The following is an 18,166-nucleotide window of genomic DNA, read 5'->3' as shown; positions in this document are numbered from 1 at the left end:
CCGACATGATCAGACCCGACCTCTCCCTCCCGATCCCCGAGACCATCACCTCCGCGCACTTCATCGGCATCGGTGGGTCGGGGATGAGCGGCCTCGCGAGGATGTTCCTCGACGCCGGCATCCGCGTCTCCGGCACCGACCGCGCCGACAGCGACAATCTGCGCGCACTCGCGGAGGCGGGGGCGACGGTGCACGTCGGTCACGATGCCGCCTACCTGGGAGATGCCGACACCGTCGTGCACACCGGGGCGATCTGGCCGGAGAACCCGGAGTTCGTCACGGCGAAGGAGCGCGGTCTCCACGTCATCCACCGGTCGCAGGCGCTGCACTGGCTCATCGGTGCGCGGCGGCTCGTCTCCGTCGCGGGCGCCCACGGGAAGACCACATCGACCGGCATGATCGTGACGGCACTGCGGGAACTGGGGGCGGATCCTCACTTCGTCAACGGCGGCGTGGTCGAGCAGCTGGGCACGTCGAGCGCGACGGGCAGCGGTGACCTGTTCGTCGTCGAGGCGGACGAGTCCGACGGCACCTTCCTGCTCTACAACACCGCTGTCGCGCTGATCACCAACGTCGACCCGGACCACCTCGATCACTACGGGTCGGAGGAAGCGTTCCACGACGCGTTCGTGCGATTCGCCGATGCCGCGTCCGAAGCGGTGGTCATCTCCAGCGATGACCCCGGCGCGCTCCGCGTGAAGGAGGGGCTGTCGCACTCGAACGTGCTCACCTTCGGTCAGGCCGCGGATGCCGACGTGCGAGTGACCGAAATCGTGGCTGCAGGCCCCGTCGCGGCCACCATCGTGCAGGGTGCGGAGAGCGCGCGCATGCAGCTCGCCGTGCCTGGTGTGCACAACGCGATCAACGCGGCCGGCGCTGTCGCCGTGCTCATCGCGCTGGGCCACCCGCTGGGCGACGCGGTCCGTGCCGTCGAAGGTTTCGCCGGCACGGTTCGTCGCCTCGAGCAGCACGGTGTCGCGCGCGGGGTGACCGTGTACGACGACTACTCGCATCATCCGACGGAGGTCAAGGCGGCGCTGGAAGCCATGCGCAGCATCGCGGGCTCCGGTCGGATCATCGCGATCCAGCAGCCGCACACATATTCGCGAACCCAGCACATGTATCAGGAGTTCGCCGACGTGCTCGAGGATCTCGCGGATCACACCGTGATGCTCGATGTCTACGGTGCTCGTGAAGATCCGGTACCCGGCGTCACGGGGGAGCTGGTGAGCAATGCCTTCCGCGACCAGTCCAACGTCCACTACGTGGCCGACTGGCAAGAGGCTGCGGACTACACCGCAACCGTCGTACGCGACGGTGACTTCGTCGTGACCCTCGGCTGCGGCAACGTCTACCAGATCATTCCTCAGGTCCTCGATTCACTTCGCCGGACCGACGAGGCGTAGCCCATGCGCCGTCCCGCACCGCTTCCGACGACCCCGGAGAGGCCGGGGGAGAAGGATGCTGCGCCGGAGGCGGGCGGGGCTCCGCGACGTCGCAGCCGTGCGGTCGCCGAATTCCCCGTGGACACGGCGGCGACCGGTGACGGTGCGGCGGCGATCACCGTCGACGAAGACGCCTCGTCGGCATCAGCTGACGAGCAGGCTGCGCCGACGTCGTCACGGGACGTGTGGCGTGCGGCGCGCGCTCGACGCAGGGCACTCCGCGCGGAGATCCGGCGCTTCACGCAGCGCTCGCGCCGCCGCCGCATCGTCTGGCTCAGCAGTCTCGGGGCGGTGCTCCTGCTCGTCGGCGGAAGCGTCGCCGCGGCGTACAGCCCGCTCTTCGCGGTTGAGAAGATCACGGTCGCGGGGGCGACCACGCTCGATCCGGCCACCGTGGAGGCAGCACTGGGTGACCAGCTGGGCACACCGCTGGCGCTCGTGGACACCAGCGAGGTCAAGGCGGCTCTGCTGGCCTTCCCCCTCATCGAGACCTATGCGCTCGAGGCGAGGCCGCCGCACGATCTCACGGTGCGCATCGTCGAGCGCACGCCCATCGGCGTCGTCCGGTCGGACGCCGGATTCACGCTCGTGGATGCGGCCGGCGTCGCTCTCGCGACCACGGCGGAACAGCCCGAGGGGCAGCCGGTGATCGAGGTGACCGGTGGTCCGGAGTCTTCGGCGTTCCAGAGCGCGGGACTCGTCGTCCGGTCGCTCCCGGCTGATGTCAGAGCGCTGCTCTCCGGTGTCTCTGCGACCACCGCCGATGACGTGACCCTCACCCTCAACACCGGGCTGACGGTTGTCTGGGGAAGCGCGGAGGAATCGGCGCTGAAGGCTGTCGCGCTCGCACGCACCATGGGCGCGAACCCGGATGCCGCGTCTATCGACGTCACCTCTCCGGACGTCGCGGTCGTCAGCTGACGGCTTTCGGCAGGAATGGGGCGACACGCCCGTGTCGCTGCGCGCGCAGAAGGATCCGGCGCATACCTTCGATCAAAGAGAACGCAATACCGGGAAATACTTTATACCTCTACTTGAAGTTTAAGGTTCTCGATCATTCTCACCAGAACGCAAGGTTCGACTAATCGGAGGCCGGCCATGAGCCAGAACCAGAACTACCTCGCCGTGATCAAGGTCGTCGGCGTCGGCGGTGGCGGCGTCAACGCCGTGAACCGCATGATCGATCTCGGCCTCCGCGGAGTCGAGTTCATCGCTGTCAACACCGACGCCCAGGCGCTGCTGATGAGCGACGCCGACGTCAAGCTCGATGTCGGTCGCGAACTCACTCGCGGTCTCGGTGCCGGCGCTGACCCCGAGGTCGGGCGCCGCGCGGCTGAGGATCACGCCGAGGAGATCGAGCAGGCGCTGACCGGAGCCGACATGGTCTTCGTGACCGCCGGCGAGGGTGGCGGCACCGGAACCGGTGGAGCCCCCGTCGTCGCACGTATCGCGAAGTCGATCGGCGCGCTCACCATCGGTGTGGTCACCAAGCCGTTCTCGTTCGAGGGTCGTCGTCGCCAGAGCCAGGCCGAGGCCGGTGTCGCCAAGCTGAAAGAAGAGGTCGACACCCTCATCGTGGTGCCGAACGACCGCCTCCTCGAGATCAGCGACCGGGGCATCTCGATGATCGAGGCCTTCGCGACGGCAGACCAGGTGCTCCTCGCCGGTGTCCAGGGCATCACCGACCTCATCACGACGCCGGGTCTCATCAACCTCGACTTCGCCGACGTGAAGTCGGTCATGCAGGGTGCAGGTTCGGCGCTCATGGGCATCGGCTCCGCCCGCGGCGCTGACCGCGCCATCAAGGCCGCCGAGCTGGCCGTCGAATCGCCGCTCCTGGAGGCGAGCATCGAAGGAGCACACGGAGTGCTGCTGTCGATCCAGGGTGGCTCGAACCTCGGCATCTTCGAGATCCACGATGCCGCAGACCTCGTCAAGGAGGCGGCGCACCCCGAGGCCAACATCATCTTCGGTACGGTCATCGACGACACGCTCGGCGACGAGGTTCGCGTCACCGTGATCGCCGCGGGCTTCGACGGCGGCGGGCCTTCGCTCCGACTCGACCCCATGGTGGTCTCCCGGCCCGCGACCCCGGCATTGCCCGAGGTCTCGCTCACGGATGACGCCGCGGAATCGAAGCCCGAGAGAAGCCCGGAGCCGGCCCCCGTGCAGCAGCGCGTTCCCGCGACGAGCATCGAGCCGGCTTTCGCCGACGACGACATCGACATTCCCGAATTCCTGAAGTGACCCCGGAGGCATCCGGAACAACGCATCCGGATCTGGCGGCGCGGCTGTCGACGATCGACGCGAAGATCGTCGACGCCGCACGCCTGGCGGGGCGCGATCCCGGGGAGATCACCCGGATCGTGGTCACGAAATTCCACCCCGCCTCACTGGTGCAGGATCTGGCGGCGCTCGGTGTGCGCGAGGTGGGCGAGAATCGTCAGCAGGAGCTCTCGGCCAAGCAGGAGGAGCTCGCAGACCTCGATGTGCGGTGGCATTTCATCGGACAGGCGCAGACGAAGAAAGCCGGGGCGATTCGTCGCAGCGCTGACGTCGTGCACTCCGTCGACCGCGACCGCCTGGCAGACGCGCTTCACCGTGCAGCGGTGGACGACACCGTGCTCGACGTTCTCGTGCAGATCAATCTCACCGACGACGCCGCTCGAGGCGGCGTCGCACCGGGCGAGGCGAGCAGCCTCGCCGAACATGTGCTCTCCCTGCCCTCGCTGCGGCTCCGGGGCGTCATGGCCGTCGCGCCGCTGGACGAGGAGCCCGCGTCCGCCTTCGCGCGCCTGAACGGCGTCGCTGAGGCCGTGCGAGCTCTCGAGCCGGCGGCGACGTGGATATCCGCGGGGATGACCGGCGACTTCGTCGAGGCCATCGCCGCCGGCGCGACACACCTGCGGATCGGCTCCGCAATAACCGGCCCCCGGCCCGACCGGGGTTAACCTGTGAAAAGACCACCCGAAACGTTCGAACCGGAGGACACGATGGGTAACCCGCTGAAGAAGACCATGGTGTATCTCGGCCTCGCCGACGAGGAAGAGGTCTACGAGGAGCAGGCGCAAGCCCCCGCCCGCGTCAACCGCGACCGGGACCGGGACCGTGAGCGCGAAGAGCCCGCACCGGCTCCCGTCACGCCGCTGCGCCGCCCCGTCGCCGTGCGTCAGCCGGCTGCGGGCCCCGTGAACGAGATCCTCACGGTTCACCCCAAGCAGTACCGCGACGCGCAGCTGATCGCGGAGAGCTTCCGCGAGGGCGTGCCGGTCATCATCAACCTCTCCCAGATGAGCGATGCCGATGCGCGTCGCCTCATCGACTTCGCCAGTGGGCTCTCTCTCGGCCTCTACGGCCGTATCGAGCGAGTGACGTCGAAGGTGTTCCTGCTGTCGCCGGAGAACATCGCGGTGTCGGGTCACGGGGGCATCGCGCACGCAGACGCTGAGTCCGCGGGCTTCGACCAGTCGTAGCCCGTGGAGTTCGTCTCCGTCGTCGCGAGCATCGTCAATGTGGTGCTCCTTCTGTACATCTTCGTGCTGTTCGCTCGACTGATCCTCGACTACATCCCGATGTTCAATCGGGAATGGCGCCCGAAGGGCTTCGGTCTCGTCGCGGCCGAAGCGGTCTACACGCTGACTGATCCGCCCATCCGGTTCTTCCGTCGGATCATTCCGCCGTTGCGGATCGGTTCGCTGTCGCTGGATTTCGGGTTCGCACTGACCTTGCTGATCATTCTGATCCTCAGGAACATCGTGGGACTGTTGATCTGAACCCTCCGCCACATCGTGGCCCGTGGGTGTCGTGACATCGCGACGCCGAGGCACGGGGACTATGCTGGCTCCCAGGTGCGCGCCCCGGGTTCGCGCCAAATCACGACCGCGCCATATATCGAAACTGGCAACCGAACTCATCGAAAGAGGAGCCATCATGGCACTTACCCCGGATGACGTCGTCACCAAGCAGTTCCAGCACGTCCGCTTCAAGGACGGCTTCGACCCGGACGAGGTCGACGACTTCCTCGACGAGATCGTCATCGAGTGGCGCAAGGCCCTCGAAGAGAACGTCGAGTTGAAGGCCAAGCTGGCCGCCTACGAGTCGGGTGAGACCCCCACGGCCGCTGAGCCCGCCGCCGCTCCCGTCGCCGAGGCACCCGCGCCCGTCGCCGAGACGCCCGCCGAGCCGGCTCCGACCGGATCCGCGACCGCGACCGCCGGCATCATCGAGCTCGCGCAGCGTCTGCACGACGAGCACGTCGCCGAGGGTGAGGCGAAGCGCAACCAGCTCATCGCCGAGGCAGAGTCCGAGGTCGAGCGCATTCGCACCGAGGCCCAGGCCAAGCAGCGCGAAGAGGCCGCACGCCTGGAGCGCGAGCGCAACACGCTCGAGGCCCGCATCACCGAGCTCCGTAACTTCGAGCGCGACTACCGTTCGCAGCTGCGCGGCTACATCGAGGGTCAGCTCCGCGACCTCGACGAGAAGTCGGCCTCCACGGACTCCACGCCGGTCTCCGCGATCGGTCTGTAAGGCGCCCTCTTGTCAGGACGCCGTTCCCTTCGTCGGTCGGCGGCCGGTGCGATCGTTGCGATTCTCGCAGCGATCGTGCTGGCCGCCGATCAGTTTGTGAAGCATCTCACCATCACGAACCTCCCGTACCAGGAGGCGGTGCCGGTGCTCGGTGACTTCCTCCAGCTGTACTACGTGCGCAATCCCGGCGCGGCCTTCTCGCTCGGGTCCGAGGTCACCTGGATCTTCACGATCGCCCTGGCCGTCGTCGCCGTCGTCATCGTCTGGAAGGCGCTCGGGCTGCGCTCGCGCCTCTGGGCCGTCGTCCTCGGGTGCCTGCTGGGCGGCGTGCTCGGGAACCTCACCGACCGTCTGTTCCGCGATCCCGGGTTCCCCGTCGGCCACGTGGTCGACATGATCTCGATGCCGTGGATGATGCCCGCGATCTTCAACGTCGCCGACATCTTCATCGTGACGGGCATGATCTCGGTCGCACTTCTCGTGGTGTTCGGGCTGCGCTTCGACGGCACGCGCGATCGCGACCACGTCGTCGTCGAGAACGATGCGGATGCGGAGGCTCTCGCCGCGGCATCCGCACACAGCCAGGAGCCCCCCGCCGAAGACGTGACGCCGACGTCCGACGGGCGCTGAGAGTGGAGTCTCGATCGCTGCCCGTCCCCGACGGTCTGGACGGTGCGCGCGTCGACGCGGCGCTGGCGAAGATGCTCGGGTTCTCGCGGACGTTCGCGGCTGACGTGGCGACAGACGGCGGCGTGCGGCTTGACGGAGTGACACTCGACAAGTCGGACCGGCTCCGCGCCGGCGGATGGCTCGAAGTCGAGTGGCAGCCGAAGGAAGGACCGCGGATCGTTCCGATAGCGGTTCCCGAGCTCGGCATCGTGTACGACGATGACGACATCGTCGTCGTCGACAAGCCCTCAGGTGTTGCTGCCCACCCGTCGATCGGGTGGGAGGGTCCGACCGTCGTCGGGGCTCTCGCCGCCGCCGGTTTCCGCGTCTCCACCAGCGGTGCCGCGGAACGGCAAGGCGTCGTGCATCGCCTCGACGTCGGCACGAGCGGCCTCATGGTGGTCGCCAAATCCGAGGCCGCATACACCGCACTGAAGCGCGCGTTCAAAGAGCGCACGGTCGAGAAGATCTACCATGCGGTGGTGCAGGGGCACCCGGATCCGTTGGTCGGCACGATCGATGCACCGATCGGTCGCCACCCGAGCCATTCGTGGAAGTTCGCCGTCGTTCCCGACGGAAAGCCCTCGGTCACGCACTACGAGACGCTCGAGGCTTTTCCCGGAGCGTCCCTGCTGGAGATTCATCTGGAAACAGGGAGGACGCATCAGATCCGCGTCCACATGGCGGCACACCGGCATCCGTGCGTCGGCGATCCGCTCTACGGCGCCGACCCGACGATGTCCGCGCGTCTCGGGCTCACCCGGCAGTGGCTGCATGCGCACCGGTTGGCGTTCTCGCACCCCGCAACGGGAGAGTGGGTGCAGTTCGAATCGCCATACCCGGACGACTTCCGGCACGCATTGGACGTGCTGCGCGGCGAATGAGTCGAGCGGCTACGCGTCGCTGACTCAGCCGACCAAGGTCATGGCGCCGCTGGACGTCTCGGTGGCATGCGTCAGACTGTGCGCATGAGCATCGAGGTGCGTCCGGCCACCGCGTTCGCCGACGTCGCGACGTTGGTGGGGCCGAAGAAGCCGACGTCGAATGTCTGCTTCTGTCTGAGCTACCGCATCGGGAACAAGGAGAACGTAGCCCTGCGAGGCGCGGACCGCGCCAACCGCGTACGCGAACTCTGCGATCATGACCCGCCACCGGGGGTCATCGCCTACTTGGACGGAGAGCCGGTCGGATGGGCGGCGTTGCATCCGCGACGAGATACGAGCTTCGCGCGGAATCGTCTGATTCCGCATATCGACGACCTCGACGTGTGGTCGCTGTGGTGCTTCCGTGTGCGCCCCGGATTCCGTAAGCAAGGCATATCGCACGCCCTCATCGACGGCGCCGTCGCGTACGCACGTGAGCGCGGTGCACCGGCGATCGAGGGATACCCGGTCGACAACGAGGGGAAGAGCGTGAACCTCACGATGGCGTACGTGGGGACGAGGCGCCTCTTCGCGTCGGCCGGATTCGAGAAGGCTGCGGATACGGGTTCTGTGCTCGACGGCTTCCCGCGCGTGTTGATGCGTCTCGATCTCCGGTGAGTGGCGCAACCGGTCGAGCGAGCCCGCTCGTCGAGCGACCGCAGCGAGACGAAACGCCGGGTCGAGGATCTGACAGAGAAAGCGTGAACCGGATGCCGACATCCTGCCAATACCTAGTGTGAGCACGGACAGCGAGATCATCCAGAGGTCGATCGAAGAGCCCGGAGCCTTCTCCGCGATCTTCGAACGCCACGTCCGCCCCGTCGGCGGCTACATCCGGCGACGGATCGGAGCGGATGCGGTCGACGACGTCCTCAGCGAGACATTCCTCGTCGCCTTCCGTCGCCGGGCCGCATTCGACGCCAGGTGGGATTCGGCCCGACCGTGGCTGCTGGGTATCGCCACGAAGGTGGTCAAGAGCCATCGGACGGCAGAGGCGCGGCAATGGCGGGCGTTCGAGGCGTCGGCGTCGGCGGATTCCGTGACTGCCGAGCAGCCGCACTCCGCATCCGATTCGCGCCTGGATGCCGACGCCGCGCTTCGCGCACTGGCACCGAGGATCGCCTCGCTGGCGGCACGGGACAGAGACACCCTTCTGCTGCATGCGTGGGGCGATCTCACCTACGAACAGATCGCTGAGGCCCTCGATGTGCCTGTCGGGACAGTGAGATCCCGACTGAATCGCGTCCGAAGAAAGCTCGCACCTCCCGGTTCGCATTCTGCGGCCCGGCTGACCTGGATGTCGAAGGAGGAGAGCGATGCCGCTTATGGAACGACTGCGTGAGATCGGGGCAGAGGAGTCCCGAGTGTCGGAGGAGAGCATCGCATCTGCGCGTCAGGTGCTGGCGCAGGAGATCATGCGGGGTGCACGGGCGGAGCGAGGGCGTCGTTCCCATCGGCGCGCGTGGGCCGGAGTCGGATTCGGCGGGCTCGTGGCGAGCGCGGCCGTGTTCGCAATGGTCATCGGGGGGGTCCTCGCTCCGCCGGCCACCCCGAGGGCCGATGCGACCGAGGTCCTGAACGCCGCCGCAGAGGCGACGCTCACCACGGAGGCCCTGACGCCGGGGCCGGGGCAGTACATCCGTATCTCGGAGACATGGACCCAGCCGATGCGGGGATTCGTTCCTGAGGAGGGAACCGAGATCGATGTGACCTATACGTTGACCGACACCAGGACGCTGTATGTACCGGCCGACCGAAGTGAGGACTGGATCGAGGACAGCACCGAGAAGGAGCGGATCACCGATGTGTCCATGCCGGAGTGGACCGCGCAGATCGAGAACGAGTTCAGTTCGGGTGGCGGCATGCTTCCCGACATCGTCGCCCACCCCGGGGGAAGGATCATGGGCGGCGACGGGTGGGAGACCCACTACTACCATCTGAGCAGCCTGTCACGCTTGTATGACCAGATGCCCCGCGACCCGGAAGAGCTGCTGCAGTGGATCGAGCAGTTCGAGCCGGAACCCGGATACCCGGCGCCGGTGTTGACGGAGCCCGTGGACTTCAACCTCGCGCCCGCAGACCTGCGTGCGACCATGTTCGAGACGATGGCACTGCTTCCGGGGGCGACGGTGGTGTCGGAGGACGGCGACCTCACCACCATCGCCGTTCCTGACGGAGGCGAGAGCAACTGGATGGAGACGGTGACGATCGACATGCGGCGAGGGCTCGTCGTGGGCCGCGGAAGCCTGGACGCACCGGAATCTCGCGGTTCACTCGAGGTTTCGATCGTGGACCGGGCGCCCGAAGGAGTGCGCCTTCAGCCGCAGTCGTGACCCCCGGCGGGCGCCCGACGTCCGTGGCCGAAAGTAGACTCGAACCCATGGCATCCGACTCCTTCGCCCACCTGCACGTGCACAGCGAATACTCGATGCTCGACGGTGCGGCGAAGATCAATTCGATGACGCAGGCGGCCGCCGACTACGGCATGCCGGCCATCGCCGTCACCGATCACGGCAACACTTTCGCCGCTTTCGAGTTCTACAAGGCTGCCAACGCCGCGGGTGTCAAGCCGATCATCGGCCTCGAGGCTTACGTCACACCGGGAACCCACCGCAGCGACAAGTCGCGCGTGCAGTGGGGCTCGCCCGACCAGAAGAGCGACGACGTCTCCGGTTCCGGTGCCTACACCCACATGACGATGTGGAGTGAGACCACCCAAGGGATGCACAATCTCTTCCGGCTCAGCTCCCGGTCGAGCATGGAGGGCTACTACTTCAAGCCGCGCATGGACCGCGAACTCCTGCAGACCTACAGCAAGGGCCTGATCGCGACCACGGGGTGCCCGTCGGGCGAGATTCAGACCCGCCTGCGACTGGGCCAGTACGACGCCGCCAGGGCTGCGGCCGCCGAGTTCCAAGATCTGTTCGGCAGAGAGAACTACTTCGCCGAGATCATGGACCACGGCCTGTCCATCGAGCGGCGGGTGATGACCGATCTTCTGCGCCTCGCGAAAGATCTGAACATCCCGCTCGTCGGCACGAACGACTCGCACTACACCCACCAGCATGAGGCCGACGCGCACGAGGCGCTGCTGTGCGTGCAGTCCGGCTCGACGCTCGACGACCCCAACCGCTTCAAGTTCGACGGCGACGGCTACTACATCAAGACCGCCGCCGAGATGCGACAGCTGTTCCGCGACCACCCCGAGGCGTGCGACAACACGCTGCTGATCGCCGAGCGGTGCGAGGTCGAGTTCAACACCGCCGCGAACTACATGCCGCGCTTCCCCGTGCCCGACGGCGAGACCGAAGACAGCTGGCTCGTCAAAGAGGTCGAGGTGGGCCTGCAATACCGCTACCCCAGTGGCATCCCCGACAAGGTGCGCAAGCAGGCGGAGTACGAGACCGGCATCATCCTCCAGATGGGATTCCCCGGCTACTTCCTGGTCGTCGCCGACTTCATCAACTGGGCCAAGGACAACGGGATCCGCGTCGGTCCCGGCCGTGGTTCGGGCGCCGGATCGATGGTCGCCTACGCCATGCGCATCACCGATCTCGACCCGCTCGAGCACGGCCTCATCTTCGAGCGCTTCCTCAACCCCGACCGTGTCTCCATGCCCGACTTCGACGTCGACTTCGATGATCGTCGCCGTGGCGAGGTGATCGAGTACGTCACCAAGAAGTACGGCTCCGAGCGTGTCGCGCAGATCGTCACCTACGGCACGATCAAGTCGAAGCAGGCGCTCAAGGATGCCGGCCGCGTGCTCGGCTTCCCGTTCAGCATGGGGGAGCGCCTCACCAAGGCCATGCCGCAGCCCGTCATGGGCAAAGACATGCCGCTGGACGGCATGTTCGACTCGGCGCATCCCCGCTTCAAAGAGGCGAGCGAGTTCCGCGCGCTGATCGAAACGGATCCCGAGGCCAAGACGGTGTTCGACCGGGCCCTGGGGCTCGAAGGGCTGAAGCGGCAGTGGGGTGTGCACGCGGCCGGTGTCATCATGTCGTCAGAACCGCTGCTCGACATCATCCCGATCATGCGCCGTGAACAAGACGGCCAGATCGTCACGCAGTTCGACTACCCGTCGTGCGAGTCGCTCGGGCTCATCAAGATGGACTTCCTCGGGCTGCGCAACCTCACGATCATCTCCGATGCGCTCGACAACATCCGGATGAACCGTGGTGAAGAGCTCGACCTCGAACACCTCGCGCTCGACGACCGCGGAGCGTACGATCTGCTCGGCCGCGGCGAATCCCTCGGAGTGTTCCAGCTCGACGGCGGCCCGATGCGCTCGCTGATGCGCCTCATGAAGCCCGACAATTTCGGCGACATCTCGGCCCTCATCGCTCTTTACCGCCCCGGTCCGATGGGCGCCAACTCCCACACGAACTACGCGCTCCGCAAGAACGGCTCCCAGCCGATCACGCCGATCCATCCGGAGTTCACCGAGTCGCTCGCAGACATCCTCGATGAGTCCTACGGCCTGATCATCTATCAGGAGCAGGTGATGGCGATTGCGCAACGGGTGGCCGGGTTCTCGCTCGGACAAGCCGACATCCTCCGTCGTGCGATGGGAAAGAAGAAGAAGTCCGAGCTCGACAAGCAATTCGCAGGGTTCCAAGCGGGTATGCACGCAAACGGCTACTCCGACGGCGCCGTGAACGCGCTCTGGGAGATCCTGCTGCCGTTCTCCGACTACGCCTTCAACAAGGCCCACTCGGCCGCATATGGTGTCGTCTCGTACTGGACCGCATACCTCAAAGCGCACTATCCCGCTGAGTACATGGCCGCTCTGCTCACCAGCGTCGGCGACTCGAAAGACAAGATGGCGCTGTACCTGAATGAGTGCCGCCGCATGGGGATCAAGGTGCTCCCGCCTGACGTCTCCGAGTCGATCAACTACTTCGCCGCCGTCGGGGATGACATCCGCTTCGGCCTCGGAGCCGTTCGCAACGTGGGCAGCAACGTCGTCGACGGCATCGTGCAGGCCCGGAAGGACGGACGATTCGACTCGTTCCACAACTTCCTCGACAAGGTGCCGCTTCACGTCGCCAACAAGCGCACGGTCGAATCGCTGATCAAGGCCGGAGCCTTCGACTCGATGGGGGACTCCCGCCGGTCCCTCATGGAGGTCCACGAAGATGCCGTGGAGGCGGCAGTCGACCGCAAGCGCAACGAAGCCCAGGGCGCGATCGGATTTGACTTCGACAGCCTCTACGACGGCACGGAAGAGGTGGCGCCCGCCAAGGTGCCGGCGCGACCCGAATGGATCAAGAAGGACAAACTCGCATTCGAACGAGAGATGCTCGGCCTCTACGTGTCCGACCACCCGCTCGCCGGCCTCGAGGTTCCGCTCGCCAAGCACGCGTCGATCTCGATCCATGACCTCAACAACTCCGAAGACCTGCAGGACGGTGATCAGGTGACGGTCGCCGGTCTGGTCACCAGCGTGCAGCACCGGGTGGCGAAGGCCAGCGGCAACCCTTACGGCATGATCACCGTCGAGGACTTCAACGGCGAGGTCACCGTGATGTTCATGGGCAAGACCTACATCGAGTTCCAGCACATCCTGCAACAGGACTCGATTCTGGCGGTGCGTGGCCGGGTCTCGAGACGTGACGACGGGTTGAATCTCCATGCCCAATCGGCGTTCGCGCCCGATGTCGGGTCCTTCGACGCTGCTGGCCCGCTCTCTCTGGTCTTGGCGGAACAGCGTGCGACCCAGCGTGTGATGGAAGAGCTCGCCGAGGTGCTGCGCCGACACAATGGCGACACGGAAGTGATGCTCCGCGTGCACCGCGGCGGTACAGCGAAGGTGTTCGAAGTGCCGATGCCGGTCAAGGTGTCGGCAGACCTCTTCGGAGACCTGAAGAGTCTGCTCGGCCCGGCCTGTTTGGGCTGAGCCGGTAGGATCATGAGCCGTCGGCACGCGGTCAACCGCTCGCCGATCACCGTGACGAAAGGACGACTATGAGCACGGATCTCCCCGAAGCCCCCGATGCCGAGAACGCGCCGTTCAGCGACGAGGACGGAGTCCTGTACGAGGAGGATGTCACGCCGCAGCCAGGAACCCTGGGGTTCACGCTGCGTGAACTCCTCATCGTCGGCGTGTGGCTGGTGGCCTTCGTCGTCTCCTTCTTCCCCTTCGCTGACGGCGGCGATTCCATCTGGTCGACCGGAATCCAATGGATCCTCCCCATCGGCGTCCCCACGGCTGCGGTGTTCCTGCTGGTGCTTCGTCGGTTCTCACCGGAGGGCATCCGCCGGGTCGGGTCCCTGGGTATCGACCAGTTCGCCTCCGTCGCGTTCTCCGTCGCCGCCGTCTTCTGGCTAGGTCTGCTCTGGAGCTCGGTGGCCGCTGCCATCGAGTTCGACGTCTTCAGCCTGTCCTGGAGCGGCATCGTGCAGCTGCTCGCCTCGCTCGCCTTGGTGGTTCTCACCGTCTTCGCCCCGATCATCCCGGGATTGAAGGAAGATTTCCACGGACGGCTGGTCACACTCGCGCACCGCAATGCCAACCCCGTGCGGCCGGTCGTCGAGCGTCCCCGACCGGAGCCCGCGCCGAGTGCCGAGCCCACTCCCGCCGCGGACTCCACGTACTCCGCAGATGCCGACGCAACGAGCGCCCCGGACGCCACTGACGGCACCGCGGTCACCTCCGTGCTGAGTCTCGACCAGGACTTCACGGGACGCCAGTCGACCGATGAAGTGGCACGCGTCGATCTCGCCGACCAGGTGCCGCTCGCCGCCCACGCGTCCGGGGGTGACACCGGGACCGCAGATGCGACCGCCGACGGTGAATACGTCCCCGCATACTCGCGACGCTCCCGGGGCCAGGAGCCGGAGATCGTGTCGGACACGGGCAGCATCGAATCGCTGCTCGAGACCGAGGCTCGCTTCGAGAGCGGAGCATACGGCGAATCGGGCGGCGTCGATCGGTACGACGTCGGCCAGGATCACAACGACGCTGACCTGGAGGCGACGAACCCGCGCGAGGTCACTCCGGCTGCGCAGCCGTTCTGGATTCTCGCCCCCTCCGAGCGCGACGTGCACGACGAGCGCGGCGAGGCGTTGTTCCGCATCGGCCCGAACGCGTGGGCGCTGGTCATCGAAGATCGCGGCGGTGCCTATGTCATCCGCCACGACGACGGACGGATCGGCTACCTCCACGAGATCTCCGACATCACGAGGGGCTGAGATGCGCACGATCGATCTGCGAGGGCAGCAGCTCTCGTCGGCTGACATGCTCGCTGCGGTGCCGCGAGCGGCCCAGGCGCGCGCGGAAGCATTGGAGGCGGCCACCCGCATCGTCGATGAGGTGCGCGAGCGTGGTGAGGCCGCACTCCGGGAACAGGCAGAGCGATTCGACGGTGTGTCCGGCCACGCGGTGCGCGTGCCGGAGTCGCACATCGTGGAAGCCCTCGCCGCATTGACCGCGGACGTGCGAGTCGCCCTCGAAGAAGCGATCCGTCGCGTGCGTATCGCTTCGGCCGCTCAGGTGCCCCCGCCGCAGACGACCGACATCGGTGAGGGAGCGCGAATCACACAGCGCTGGCAGCGTGTGCACCGCGTCGGGGTCTACATCCCCGGCGGCAAAGCGGTGTACCCGTCAAGCGTCATCATGAACGTCGTGCCGGCGCAGGTGGCCGGCGTCGAACAGATCGCCCTGGCTTCGCCGCCGCAGGCCGACCAGAACGGTCGAATCCACCCGACGATTCTCGCGGCGGCCGGGCTGCTCGGGGTGACGGAGGTCTACGCGATGGGTGGGGCGGGCGCGATCGGAGCGTTCGCTCACGGTGTCTCGGCGATCGGTCTCGACCCCGTCGACGTCGTCTCCGGCCCGGGCAACAACTACGTCGCGTCCGCGAAGCGTGCGGTCGCCGGCGTCGTGGGCACAGACTCCGAGGCCGGTGCCACCGAGATCCTCGTCGTCGCTGATGCGTCGGCAGACCCTCGACTGATCGCCGCAGACCTCGTCAGCCAGGCGGAGCACGACGAACAGGCATCCGCCGTGCTGGTCACCGACGCCGCGCAGCTCGCAGCTCTGGTCGCTGTCGAGGTCGAGCGGCTCGCCGGCGCCACGCGGCACAGCGAGCGAGTCGCCGCCGCTCTGAGCGGACCCCAGTCCGCGATCGTTCTGGTCGACGACCGCTCGATGGCGACCGCGTTCAGCAACGCCTATGCGCCGGAACACCTCGAACTGCACCTCGAAGATGCACGCGACGCGGCATCCGCCTTCACGAGTGCGGGCGCTGTCTTCGTCGGTGCGCAGACTCCGGTCAGCCTCGGAGACTACATGGCCGGGAGCAACCACGTGCTGCCGACCGGGGGACAAGCGCGGTACGCGCCGGGGCTCGGTGCCTACACGTTCCTGCGCCCCCAGCAGGTCATCGAATACGACCACGCGGCTCTCGCGAAGGTTCGTGAGGGCGTCGTCGCGCTCGCGAACGCCGAGGCGCTTCCCGCTCACGGTGAAGCGATCGAAGCGCGCTTCACGGCGTAGGATCGGTCAGATGCACTGCCCCTTCTGTCGTCATCCCGATTCGCGCGTCATCGATTCCCGGACCAGCGACGACGGACTCTCCATCAGGCGTCGACGTCAGTGTCCCGAATGCGGTGGTCGCTTCACCACGACCGAGACGGCGAGCCTCAACGTGATCAAGCGCTCCGGCGTGATGGAGCCGTTCAGTCGGGAGAAGGTCATCTCGGGGGTGCGCAAGGCATGCCAGGGCCGGCCGGTCACCGAAGCCGACCTCGCGATACTCGCCCAGCGGGTCGAAGAGGCTGTTCGCCAGACCGGCGTCTCGCAGCTCGACACGAACGAGATCGGCCTCGCCATCCTCGGCCCCCTGCGTGAGCTCGACGAAGTCGCATTCCTGCGCTTCGCCAGCGTCTATCAGGCATTCGATTCGCTCGAGGACTTCGAAGTCGCCATCACTGACCTCCGCGCGGATCACGCGGGAGCGGGGCCGGCGGAGCGGTAATCTGGCAGGGATGTATCCGCTGCTCTTCCGCGCTGTTCTGTCGCGCTTCGACCCCGAGTTCGCCCACCACGCAGGCATGGCGGTGATCCGCGTTCTCGGTGTCCCGCCGTTCGCGCAGGCGACCCGTGCGATGACGCGGCCCGATCCATCGCTCCGCGTGGAGGCGCTGGGGCTGACGTTCCCGTCGCCCTTCGGCATCGCAGCCGGGTTCGACAAGAACGCCATCGGAGTGCGCGGTCTTGCGGCATTGGGCTTCGGGCACGTCGAGGTGGGCACGGTCACGGCCGTGCCGCAGGAGGGGAATCCCAAGCCGCGCCTCTTCCGGCTGATCGCGGACCGAGCCGTCATCAATCGGATGGGGTTCAACAACGAAGGGGCGGATGCGGCGGCGCGCCGTCTCGCCAAGCTTCGCCGCGGTGCGCCGGACACCATCATCGGTGTGAACATCGGCAAGAGCCGCGTGGTGGAGGTGGAGAATGCCACCGAAGACTATGTGGCCTCCGCTACGAGGCTGGCCCCGCTCGCTGACTACCTGGCTGTGAACGTCTCGTCTCCGAATACGCCGGGGCTGCGTGGGCTTCAGGCTGTCGAGACGCTCGCGCCGCTCCTGAGAGCCGTTCGGGAAGCATCCGGTGCCACGCCGCTGTTGGTGAAGATCGCGCCCGACCTGCCCGACGATGAGATCGCGGCGATCGCGCGGATGGCCGTGGCGGAGGGACTGGCGGGCATCATCGCCCACAACACCACGATCAGCCGGGACGGACTCCGCACCGATACGGCGGTGGTCGAAGCTGCCGGGGCAGGCGGGCTCAGCGGTGCGCCGCTGAAGGAACGCTCGCTCGAGGTTCTGCGTCTGGTGCGCGAGAGCGTGCCTGCCGAGTTCTGCGTCATCGCCGTCGGGGGAGTCGAGACTCCCGCCGATGTGCAGGAGCGCCTGGACGCGGGTGCCACGTTGGTCCAGGGCTACACGGCGTTCCTCTACCGCGGACCGCTCTGGGGCCGCGAGATCAACCGCGGGTTGGTCAGGCGGGGTACTGACCGCGCTTGACCTGCGGCTTCGGCAGACGCATGAACCGCATCTGCAGCGACCGCATGGCGGCGTACCAGCCGAGACCGCGCTCCATGCGCTCCTGACCGAACTTCGCCGCGACCTTGCGCTTGACCCGCAAGCCGAGAAGGATCATGCCTCCGATGGCGATGATCAGGTAACCCATCATCACGATGTAGGCGTAGAACGAGATCGCCAGATTCGCCGGAATGAGCGACGCCAGGATGACGAGCACCATGACGCCCATCACGAACTCTGCCGGATGCCAGCCCGCGTCGACGTAGTCGCGGACCCAGCGCCGCTGCGGACCCTTGTCGCGTGCGGGGAGGAATTTCTCGTCGCCTGCAGCCATTCCGGCCTGCGCGCGAGCGCGGCGCTCGTTGAGCTCGGCGCGCGCGGCCGCTTTGGCCTCCTTGGTGTTCGCGACGAGCGGGCGGCGACGGGCCGCCTCCTGTTCAGCGCGGGTCGGCGTCGCGCGGCCCTTGCCGACGGCTGGCGTCTCTGGGGCGTCGTCGTTCGTCGAAGGGGAGACAGGAGTAGTGGCCACGAGAGTCCTCGGTTCGCTGATGGTCG

The 18,166-nt window shown here is 66.8% G+C and carries 18 protein-coding genes; 17 read left to right on the top strand and 1 reads right to left on the bottom strand.

The window, feature by feature from the left end:
- The first annotated feature begins 5 nt into the window (after window positions 1-5).
- From murC to D7252_RS16595, 17 genes are all read left to right on the top strand, one after another.
- Window positions 6-1,406 (top strand): UDP-N-acetylmuramate--L-alanine ligase, encoded by a 1,401-nt coding sequence (gene murC, locus D7252_RS16675; RefSeq protein WP_120776408.1) that lies wholly within the window; start codon window positions 6-8, stop codon window positions 1,404-1,406.
- Window positions 1,407-1,409: 3 nt separating this feature from the next.
- Window positions 1,410-2,366 (top strand): FtsQ-type POTRA domain-containing protein, encoded by a 957-nt coding sequence (locus tag D7252_RS16670; protein WP_120776407.1) that lies wholly within the window; start codon window positions 1,410-1,412, stop codon window positions 2,364-2,366.
- A 177-nt stretch (window positions 2,367-2,543) separates the two neighbouring features.
- On the top strand, window positions 2,544-3,692 hold the full coding sequence (ftsZ, locus tag D7252_RS16665) for a cell division protein FtsZ (RefSeq protein WP_120776406.1): 1,149 nt from the start codon (window positions 2,544-2,546) through the stop codon (window positions 3,690-3,692).
- Complete coding sequence (locus D7252_RS16660; protein ID WP_120776405.1) at window positions 3,689-4,396, top strand: YggS family pyridoxal phosphate-dependent enzyme; 708 nt, start codon at window positions 3,689-3,691, stop codon at window positions 4,394-4,396. The genes ftsZ and D7252_RS16660 overlap by 4 nt, the downstream gene beginning before the upstream one ends.
- A gap of 42 nt (window positions 4,397-4,438) precedes the next feature.
- Window positions 4,439-4,918: a cell division protein SepF gene (locus D7252_RS16655; protein ID WP_120776404.1), complete on the top strand. Its 480-nt coding sequence runs from the start codon at window positions 4,439-4,441 to the stop codon at window positions 4,916-4,918.
- 3 nt (window positions 4,919-4,921) lie between these two features.
- A complete protein-coding gene (locus tag D7252_RS16650) occupies window positions 4,922-5,218 on the top strand; it encodes a YggT family protein (RefSeq protein ID WP_120776403.1) in 297 nt (98 codons plus the stop codon).
- Window positions 5,219-5,375: 157 nt separating this feature from the next.
- The gene (locus D7252_RS16645; protein ID WP_120776402.1) at window positions 5,376-5,972 is read left to right on the top strand and encodes a DivIVA domain-containing protein; all 597 of its coding nucleotides are present in this window, start codon (window positions 5,376-5,378) and stop codon (window positions 5,970-5,972) included.
- Between the two features lie 9 nt (window positions 5,973-5,981).
- Window positions 5,982-6,602, top strand: coding sequence for a signal peptidase II (gene lspA / locus D7252_RS16640; RefSeq protein WP_120776401.1), 621 nt, complete (start codon window positions 5,982-5,984; stop codon window positions 6,600-6,602).
- A gap of 2 nt (window positions 6,603-6,604) precedes the next feature.
- Window positions 6,605-7,525 carry an RluA family pseudouridine synthase gene (locus D7252_RS16635; RefSeq protein WP_120776400.1) on the top strand — a complete coding sequence of 307 codons (921 nt, stop codon included), beginning with the start codon at window positions 6,605-6,607 and terminating at the stop codon, window positions 7,523-7,525.
- A gap of 84 nt (window positions 7,526-7,609) precedes the next feature.
- Window positions 7,610-8,182, top strand: a complete 573-nt coding sequence (locus D7252_RS16630; protein ID WP_120777031.1) for a GNAT family N-acetyltransferase — start codon at window positions 7,610-7,612, stop codon at window positions 8,180-8,182.
- Between the two features lie 118 nt (window positions 8,183-8,300).
- Window positions 8,301-8,906 (top strand): RNA polymerase sigma factor, encoded by a 606-nt coding sequence (locus tag D7252_RS16625; protein WP_120776399.1) that lies wholly within the window; start codon window positions 8,301-8,303, stop codon window positions 8,904-8,906.
- On the top strand, window positions 8,881-9,897 hold the full coding sequence (locus D7252_RS16620; protein ID WP_147406755.1) for a hypothetical protein: 1,017 nt from the start codon (window positions 8,881-8,883) through the stop codon (window positions 9,895-9,897). The genes D7252_RS16625 and D7252_RS16620 overlap by 26 nt, the downstream gene beginning before the upstream one ends.
- Window positions 9,898-9,944: 47 nt before the next feature.
- Window positions 9,945-13,463: a DNA polymerase III subunit alpha gene (dnaE, locus tag D7252_RS16615; RefSeq protein WP_120776397.1), complete on the top strand. Its 3,519-nt coding sequence runs from the start codon at window positions 9,945-9,947 to the stop codon at window positions 13,461-13,463.
- 68 nt (window positions 13,464-13,531) lie between these two features.
- A complete protein-coding gene (locus D7252_RS16610) occupies window positions 13,532-14,758 on the top strand; it encodes a hypothetical protein (RefSeq protein ID WP_120776396.1) in 1,227 nt (408 codons plus the stop codon).
- Between the two features lies 1 nt (window position 14,759).
- Window positions 14,760-16,064 carry a histidinol dehydrogenase gene (gene hisD, locus D7252_RS16605; protein WP_120776395.1) on the top strand — a complete coding sequence of 435 codons (1,305 nt, stop codon included), beginning with the start codon at window positions 14,760-14,762 and terminating at the stop codon, window positions 16,062-16,064.
- Between the two features lie 10 nt (window positions 16,065-16,074).
- Window positions 16,075-16,545 carry a transcriptional regulator NrdR gene (gene nrdR / locus D7252_RS16600; protein WP_120776394.1) on the top strand — a complete coding sequence of 157 codons (471 nt, stop codon included), beginning with the start codon at window positions 16,075-16,077 and terminating at the stop codon, window positions 16,543-16,545.
- A 10-nt stretch (window positions 16,546-16,555) separates the two neighbouring features.
- A complete protein-coding gene (locus D7252_RS16595; RefSeq protein WP_120776393.1) occupies window positions 16,556-17,593 on the top strand; it encodes a quinone-dependent dihydroorotate dehydrogenase in 1,038 nt (345 codons plus the stop codon).
- Here the strand turns inward: D7252_RS16595 and D7252_RS16590 are convergent.
- Window positions 17,568-18,140, bottom strand: coding sequence for a DUF3043 domain-containing protein (locus D7252_RS16590; protein WP_120776392.1), 573 nt, complete (start codon window positions 18,138-18,140; stop codon window positions 17,568-17,570). The two genes, D7252_RS16595 and D7252_RS16590, sit on opposite strands and share 26 nt — an antisense overlap.
- Window positions 18,141-18,166 lie beyond the last annotated feature (26 nt).

Source organism: Microbacterium sp. CGR2 (assembly GCF_003626735.1).
GTDB lineage: Bacteria > Actinomycetota > Actinomycetes > Actinomycetales > Microbacteriaceae > Microbacterium.
Note: the sequence above shows the minus strand (reverse complement) of the source record. Positions and strands in the feature narration are given on the sequence as shown.